Source organism: Actinomyces gerencseriae DSM 6844 (genome assembly GCF_000429265.1).
In the GTDB taxonomy this organism is placed as follows: Bacteria; Actinomycetota; Actinomycetes; order Actinomycetales; family Actinomycetaceae; genus Actinomyces; species Actinomyces gerencseriae.
Window position 1 is genome coordinate 254,043 of the sequence record NZ_AUBN01000009.1, and the last position, 6,382, is coordinate 260,424.

6 protein-coding genes are annotated in these 6,382 nt (G+C 71.5%); 5 read left to right on the top strand and 1 reads right to left on the bottom strand.

The window, feature by feature from the left end:
• Positions 1-128: 128 nt before the first annotated feature.
• Positions 129-839, bottom strand: a complete 711-nt coding sequence (locus G448_RS0104160) for a hypothetical protein (RefSeq protein WP_026406969.1) — start codon at positions 837-839, stop codon at positions 129-131.
• A 147-nt stretch (positions 840-986) separates the two neighbouring features.
• Here G448_RS0104160 and G448_RS0104165 point away from each other — a divergent pair, with 147 nt between their 5' ends.
• The 5 genes from G448_RS0104165 to ppk2 all read left to right on the top strand — a co-directional run bounded on the left by G448_RS0104165 (position 987) and on the right by ppk2 (position 5,878).
• Entirely contained in the window at positions 987-1,799 is an 813-nt protein-coding gene (locus G448_RS0104165; protein WP_026406970.1) for an ABC transporter ATP-binding protein, read from the top strand.
• 45 nt (positions 1,800-1,844) lie between these two features.
• A complete protein-coding gene (locus G448_RS0104170) occupies positions 1,845-2,303 on the top strand; it encodes an NfeD family protein (RefSeq protein WP_026406971.1) in 459 nt (152 codons plus the stop codon).
• 111 nt (positions 2,304-2,414) lie between these two features.
• Positions 2,415-3,629, top strand: a complete 1,215-nt coding sequence (locus G448_RS0104175) for an SPFH domain-containing protein (protein ID WP_026406972.1) — start codon at positions 2,415-2,417, stop codon at positions 3,627-3,629.
• A gap of 309 nt (positions 3,630-3,938) precedes the next feature.
• The gene (locus G448_RS0104185; protein ID WP_084436315.1) at positions 3,939-4,862 is read left to right on the top strand and encodes a TrmH family RNA methyltransferase; all 924 of its coding nucleotides are present in this window, start codon (positions 3,939-3,941) and stop codon (positions 4,860-4,862) included.
• 179 nt (positions 4,863-5,041) lie between these two features.
• A complete protein-coding gene (ppk2, locus tag G448_RS0104190) occupies positions 5,042-5,878 on the top strand; it encodes a polyphosphate kinase 2 (protein WP_026406975.1) in 837 nt (278 codons plus the stop codon).
• Positions 5,879-6,382 lie beyond the last annotated feature (504 nt).

Sequence of the window (6,382 nt, forward strand, 5' to 3'; positions counted from 1 at the left end):
GGCGCGGCGTCCGACGCGCGCCCCGCGTACGTCGTCGCCTGGACAGGTGCTGCGCACCTCCGCCGCGAACCTCTGACGAGCGAGTCACCGCCCGGGCGGCGACGTCCTCGCACGAGTCGCCGTGAGGGTCAGCCGGCCCACCACTCCGTGGCCGCGGCGACCCCCCGCCGCGCCGTCGTGAGCAGGGGGCGCAGCACCTGCGCCCGCCGTCTGGCCTGGCCCGCCGTCGCCGCCGCGCCGTCGTCGTCGAGCGCCGCCTCGCAGAGCGCCGCCAGCCGCAGTGAGCGCTCCAGCAGGGCGCGGCGCCTGCCGTCCAGGGTCGGCGGAATCAGTCTCGGGTCCACCACGGCCGTCATCAGGTCCGTGAGCTCGTCGGCGAGCTCGGGGCGCTCATGGGCGAGGTCCATTCCGGTGAGCGCGTCGATCGCCTCCTGGGTGGCCGCGTGGACGTCTCGCCGGGCCTGCCCGGCGTCGAGCGGAGGCGGGGGGACGAGCAGTTCCTCCGCCCGCCAGACCGCGCTCGTGCCCGCCGCCTGCGGGATGAGCAGCACTCGACGACCGGAGACCGCCTCGAGCAGGACGCACTCGCCGGCATCGACGGCCGCGGCCAGGCCCGGCAGCGGGTCGGCGGGGGAGGCGAGCGCCGCCGATACCCGTGACAGCGGGCCGAAGGCCGCCAACCATCGTCCCAGGGACAGCCTCCCCAGACCCCAGGGCGAGGCCGAGTCGTCGACCTCATGGGCGCCGTCGGCGCCCTCGACGACGGCGATGCCGCGGGAGGAGGGCAGGGGCGCCCACAGGGCCAGGACGACGGAGACGGGCGGGTCGAAGGGGCTCACGCCGCCGCACCCTAGCCGCTCCGTCATCGCCGGGTCTTCCCGAGACCCTGCGGGAGTCCCGGACGCCGACGGCGGCTCGACGGGGCGTGGGGCGGCATCCCGACGCCGACGTGGGACTCAGGTCACCCCACGCGATAGGGTGAGCCCATGACCACCGTGCTCCGCCTCGACGACGTCTCCCTCCACCGCGGGACCGTGCCGATCCTCGCCCACGTGAGCTGGACCGTCGAGGAGGGCGAGCACTGGGTGCTTCTGGGGCCCAATGGCGCGGGGAAGACGACCGTCTCCCGCATCGCCGCGGCGCGCCTGTTCCCCTCCTCGGGGGCGGTCGATGTCCTGGGCGAGCGCATGGGACGCGTGGACATCTCCGAGCTCCATCCCCGCATCGGCCTGTGCTCCTCGGCGCTGGCGGGCCGGGTCCTGAGCGGCGAGCTCGTGCTGAATGTCGTGCTCTCCGCCTCCTACGGGCGCATCGGCGTGTGGCGCGAGGAGTACGACGACTCCGACGTGGAGCGCGCACGCGCTCTGCTGGGCGCGCTCGGCGCGGGGGAGCTGGCCGAACGGGCCTGGGCCACTCTCTCCTCCGGGGAGCGCAAGCGGGTCGAGATCGCTCGCGCGCTCATGCCCGACCCCGAGCTCCTCATCCTGGACGAGCCCGCCTCGGGCCTCGATGTGGCCGGCCGCGAGCAACTGCTCGCGGCCCTGACCGATATCATCTCCGGATCGGGGGCGCCGTCGATGCTCATGGCCACCCACCATCTCGAGGAGATCCCGGTCGGCTTCACGCACGCGCTCGCGCTGCGCGCCGGCGCGAGGATGGCGGCGGGCCCCCTGGACGAGGTCCTCACCAACCCCGCCATGTCGGCCGTCTTCGGCCTGCCGCTGGAGATCACTCTGGACCGCGGCCGCTACACCGCTCGTGGATCCTCCGCCGGCTCCACGGCCCGTCACCTCGCCTGAGCCGTACTCGGGCGCCGAATCGTTCATTCACGAAGGAGAAACACGATGGCTTGGCTCTGGTGGCTCGGCGCAGCCCTTGTCATGGGCGTCATCGAGACGCTCACCGTTGACCTGACGTTCCTCATGCTCGCGGGCGGGGCGCTGGGCGGTGCCGCGGCGGCCGCGCTGGGCGGCCCCCTGTGGGCCCAGGCCCTCGTCTTCGCCGTGATCTCGGTGCTCCTCCTGGTCGCCGTCAGACCCTGGGCGAAACGCCGCCTGATCGCCGGCTCCCCCGGCGCGCGGACGAACGCCGAGGGACTCATCGGGCGCGAAGCGACCGCGCTCACGGCGGTCGACGTCCACGGGGGCCGCATCCGCCTGGGCGGCGAGGAGTGGAGCGCCCGCCTGTCCGAGAGGGTCGAGGGCGGGATCTCAAGCCTCGGGGTGGGCGATGCGGTCCGCGTGACCGGAATCGACGGGGCCATCGCCGTGGTCGAGCCCCAGCAGGGCCAGGGGATCCGTTGATCCCCCGCCGACTCGGTTGACTCGTCACCGGGTCCCCCGCTCAATCCCGACAGCATCCCTGATGTCCCACCGGCAACCAGAACCGATGCACGCAACCGAAAGGCCTTGTTCATGGACGGACTCGAGTTCATCCCGATCATGCTCCTCATCCTCTTCCTGGTGCTCGTCATTGTCGCCATGGTCCGGGCGATACGGATCGTTCCGCAGTCCTACGCGATCATCGTCGAGCGGCTGGGCAGGTTCCAGGCCGAGTACAGGGGCGGCATGCACTTCCTCATGCCCTTCATCGATCGCGTGCGCAGCACGGTGGACCTGCGCGAGCAGGTCGTCTCCTTCCCGCCGCAGACGGTCATCACCTCGGACAACGTTCAGGTGAACATCGACTCGGTCATCTACTACCAGGTGACCGATCCCAGGCGCGCCACCTACGAGATCGCCAGCTATCTGCAGGCCATCGAGCAGTTGACGATCACGACCCTGCGCAACCTCATCGGCGCCATGGACCTGGAGCAGACGCTGACCAGCCGCGATCAGATCAACAGCCAGCTGCGAGGCGTCCTCGACCAGGCGACCGGCCGCTGGGGCATCCGCGTGGGCAACGTCGAGCTGAAGTCCATCGACCCGCCGATCTCAATCCAGGGGGCCATGGAGCAGCAGATGCGCGCGGAGCGCGATCGCCGTGCGGCGATCCTGACGGCCGAGGGCGTCAAGCAGTCCCAGATCCTCACGGCCGAGGGCGACAAGCAGTCGGCCATTTTGCGCGCCGAGGGGCAGGCCCAGTCCGCCATTCTCAAGGCCCAGGGGGAGTCGCGTGCCATCCTCCAGGTCTTCGACGCCATCCACCGGGGCAATGCCGATCCCAAGCTGCTGGCGTACCAGTACTTGCAGACCCTGCCCAAGATCGCCAACGGCAACAGCTCCAAGATGTGGATCGTCCCCACCGAGTTCACCGCCGCCCTCGACGGCATCGCCGGTGCTCTGGGAGGAAGGCCCCCGTCGGGCCCGGACCAGGACGACTCCGACGACGCCGGGAGCCAGCCGGCGGTCGACCTGTCCGGCATGGACTCGACCCTCAGCATCGCGTCGGACCTGGCGCAGACCAGCCTGCAGACCCCGGAGGAGGCCCTGGCGCAGGCGCGCGGCGAGGTCGAGTCCGCCACTCAGGTGGCGGACGCCACCACCACCTCATCCGGCTCCAGCGCCCCGGATGACGGGGCGTCGGAGCCCGGCGAGTCCGGGACGACACCGTCTTCGGCCGGCCACCACGGGGACTACGGCGTCACTCCGCCCTCCATCCCGCCCACCGGACCGGGGCCGAGGCCCTGATCCGCCCGCGGTGTTCTCGGACGGCGGGAGGTGGGGGCCGGTCCGTCCGGATCGGCCCCCACCGCCCGCCGTGCTACGTTAACCCGGCGTCGACACCTGCGCCCTGCGCGACGTCGACGTCTTGCCGGTCATGAGGGACGGGGGCATCGTGGAGCAGGGCGCTCATGACGAGCTCATCGCCGCCTGCGGCGCCCGCTGCGAGCTCTACCGGAGCCGGTTGTCCGGTCCCGCCTCGGCCGAGGCCCCCGCCGTCGAGGGGAACCCTTTGCTCGCCGAGGTCGAAAGGGACTCGAGGGACCGGTCCCGCCCATGATCATCCGCCTCGACGACTCCTGCGGTCCGGACGTCATCCATGACGGCGGTGCGCATGCCTCGGACACGATCGGGGCGACCGCCGGCTCCCTGCTCGCCGACTACACGAGCCTGACCGACGTGGCCCTCAGACGCCGGATCGAGACCGAGCGCGGGCTCTACATGGCCGAATCGACCAAGGTCGTCGCCCGCGCCGTCGAGGCCGGCCACGCGCCCCGCTCCTTCCTCATGACCGAGCGGCACCTGGAGGAGATGCGGCCCGTCATCGCCGCCGCCGCCGGCACGGGCGGACGCGGGGACGGCGGGCCCGTCCCCGTGCTCATAGCCCCGGAGGGGCTCCTGGAATCCATCACGGGCTTCCACCTGCACCGGGGCGCCCTGGCCGCCATGAACCGGCCCGTCCTGGCCGACGTCGACGAGCTGCTCGCCTCGGCCTGCGGCGGGCGCGGCGCCCGGAGGGTCGCCGTGCTGGAGGACCTGGTGGACCACACCAACGTCGGCGCCGCGTTCCGCTCGGCGGCCGCGCTCGGCGTCGATGCCGTTCTGGTCACCCCTCGCTGCGCCGACCCCCTGTACCGGCGCAGCGTGCGGGTGTCGATGGGCACCGTCTTCCAGGTGCCGTGGACGCGGATCTCCCGCTGGCCCGCCGGGGACGAGCTGCATGACGCCGGCTTCACGGTGGCCGCTCTGGCCCTGAGCGATGACTCGGTGAGCCTGGAGGACTTCGCCGCCTCACCGGCGTGCACCGCGGCGAACTCGCGGGTCGCCCTCGTGCTCGGCACCGAGGGGGACGGGTTGTCCCGGCGGACCATCGCCGTTGCCGACCGGGTCGTGCGCATCCCCATGGCCGGGGGAGTGGACTCGCTCAACGTGGCCGCTGCCGCCGCGGTCGCCTTCTGGGCGCTGCGCACGCGCGCCTGAACCGCCCCTCCGGCGCGCGACCCGGCCCGAGGTGCTCGGAACCGCTCGCGCGCCCGGTCGGTGATGCGCGTGCCCGGAGCCGTTCAGCCGGGCGGTTCCTGAGATGCGGGCATGCGCACGGGATGTAGAAGGACGTGATCCGTGCCATACTCTGGTGCATGGCAAAGAAGCACCACAAAATGGATCGTTCCCTGTACGAGGCGGAGTTGCTGCGGTTGCAGGCGGAACTGGTTGAGATGCAGGAATGGGTCAAGTCCACCGGAGCCCGGGTCGTGGTGGTCTTCGAGGGGCGCGACGCCGCCGGCAAGGGAGGGGCCATCAAGCGGATCACCGAGTACCTCAACCCGCGTATCGCGCGGGTGGTGGCGCTGCCCGCCCCGACTGAGCGCGAGCGCACCCAGTGGTACTTCCAGCGCTATATCGCGCATCTGCCCGCGGCCGGCGAGATCCGTCTGTTCGACCGCTCCTGGTACAACCGGGGCGGCGTCGAGCACGTCATGGGCTACTGCACTCCCGAGGAGCACCGGCGCTTCCTGCAGCAGTGCCCGATCTTCGAGAGGATGCTCGTCGACGACGGCATCCTGCTGCGCAAGTACTGGTTCTCCGTCTCCGACAAGGAGCAGTACAAGAGGTTCAAGTCGAGGATGACGGATCCGATGCGGCGCTGGAAGCTCTCGCCCACCGACCTCGAATCAGTCACTCGCTGGGAGGACTACTCCCGGGCCAAGGACGACATGTTCGTGCACACCGACATCGAGTCCGCGCGCTGGCACGTCGTGGAGTCGGAGGACAAGCGCAAGGCGCGCATCAACGTGATTCATCACCTGCTCGGCTCCATTCCCTACCATCACGTCGAGCGGCCCGAGATGACGTTCCCGAAGAGGCCGCCGTCCACCGGCTATCAGCGCACCGATCGCTCCCTGCAGCTGGAGGTCCCCGATTACGCCGGGACGCTGAGCGCCAAGGAGAAGGCGCCCGAGCGATACGTCGACGTCGAGGACGAAGGGGTCGAGTGAGACGTCGGTCGCGCGCCGGCCGCCGGAGGGGCGCCGGCGCGGGCTCGCCTCCCTCGGTGACGGCGCGCGCTCCGTCGCCCCGCCCTGTCCTGCGATCTCGGAGGGATCGGAGCACGCGTCCGTGCGAGTTCGCATCGGTCAGTGGCGACGGCCCTTCCGCGGGCCGTCGCCACTCGTTCTCCTGGGGCCTGTCGGCGAGAGCCCCGGGAGTCCCATGGGATCGGCCGGGATCGGCGTCATGAGTGGCGATGCCCCGCCGGGCCCCGACGAGCCCTGCGAGACAGCCGGTTCCCCGGTTGCGGGCACTCGGAGTGCTCGCAACCGGGGAACCGGGGGTGACGACCCGATGCCGTCGGGCGCCGTCGGGAAGGAGGCGCACCGGGCGACGCGTGAGAGAGCGGAGCTCAGCCCTCGGGTGGTGCGGTGACGCGGATGAGGGGGTCGCCGGTGGTGATGTCGCCGTCGGCGATGACCTCCACGGAGGCGAACTTGGCCGTGTTGGTG

What these genes read in the sequence shown, in the direction of transcription:
- G448_RS0104165 (WP_026406970.1), top strand. Translation starts at nt 987, where the DNA reads ATGACCACCGTGCTCCGCCTCGACGACGTCTCCCTCCACCGCGGGACC.
- G448_RS0104170 (WP_026406971.1), top strand. Translation starts at nt 1,845, where the DNA reads ATGGCTTGGCTCTGGTGGCTCGGCGCAGCCCTTGTCATGGGCGTCATC.
- G448_RS0104175 (WP_026406972.1), top strand. Translation starts at nt 2,415, where the DNA reads ATGGACGGACTCGAGTTCATCCCGATCATGCTCCTCATCCTCTTCCTG.
- G448_RS0104185 (WP_084436315.1), top strand. Translation starts at nt 3,939, where the DNA reads ATGATCATCCGCCTCGACGACTCCTGCGGTCCGGACGTCATCCATGAC.
- ppk2 (WP_026406975.1), top strand. Translation starts at nt 5,042, where the DNA reads ATGGATCGTTCCCTGTACGAGGCGGAGTTGCTGCGGTTGCAGGCGGAA.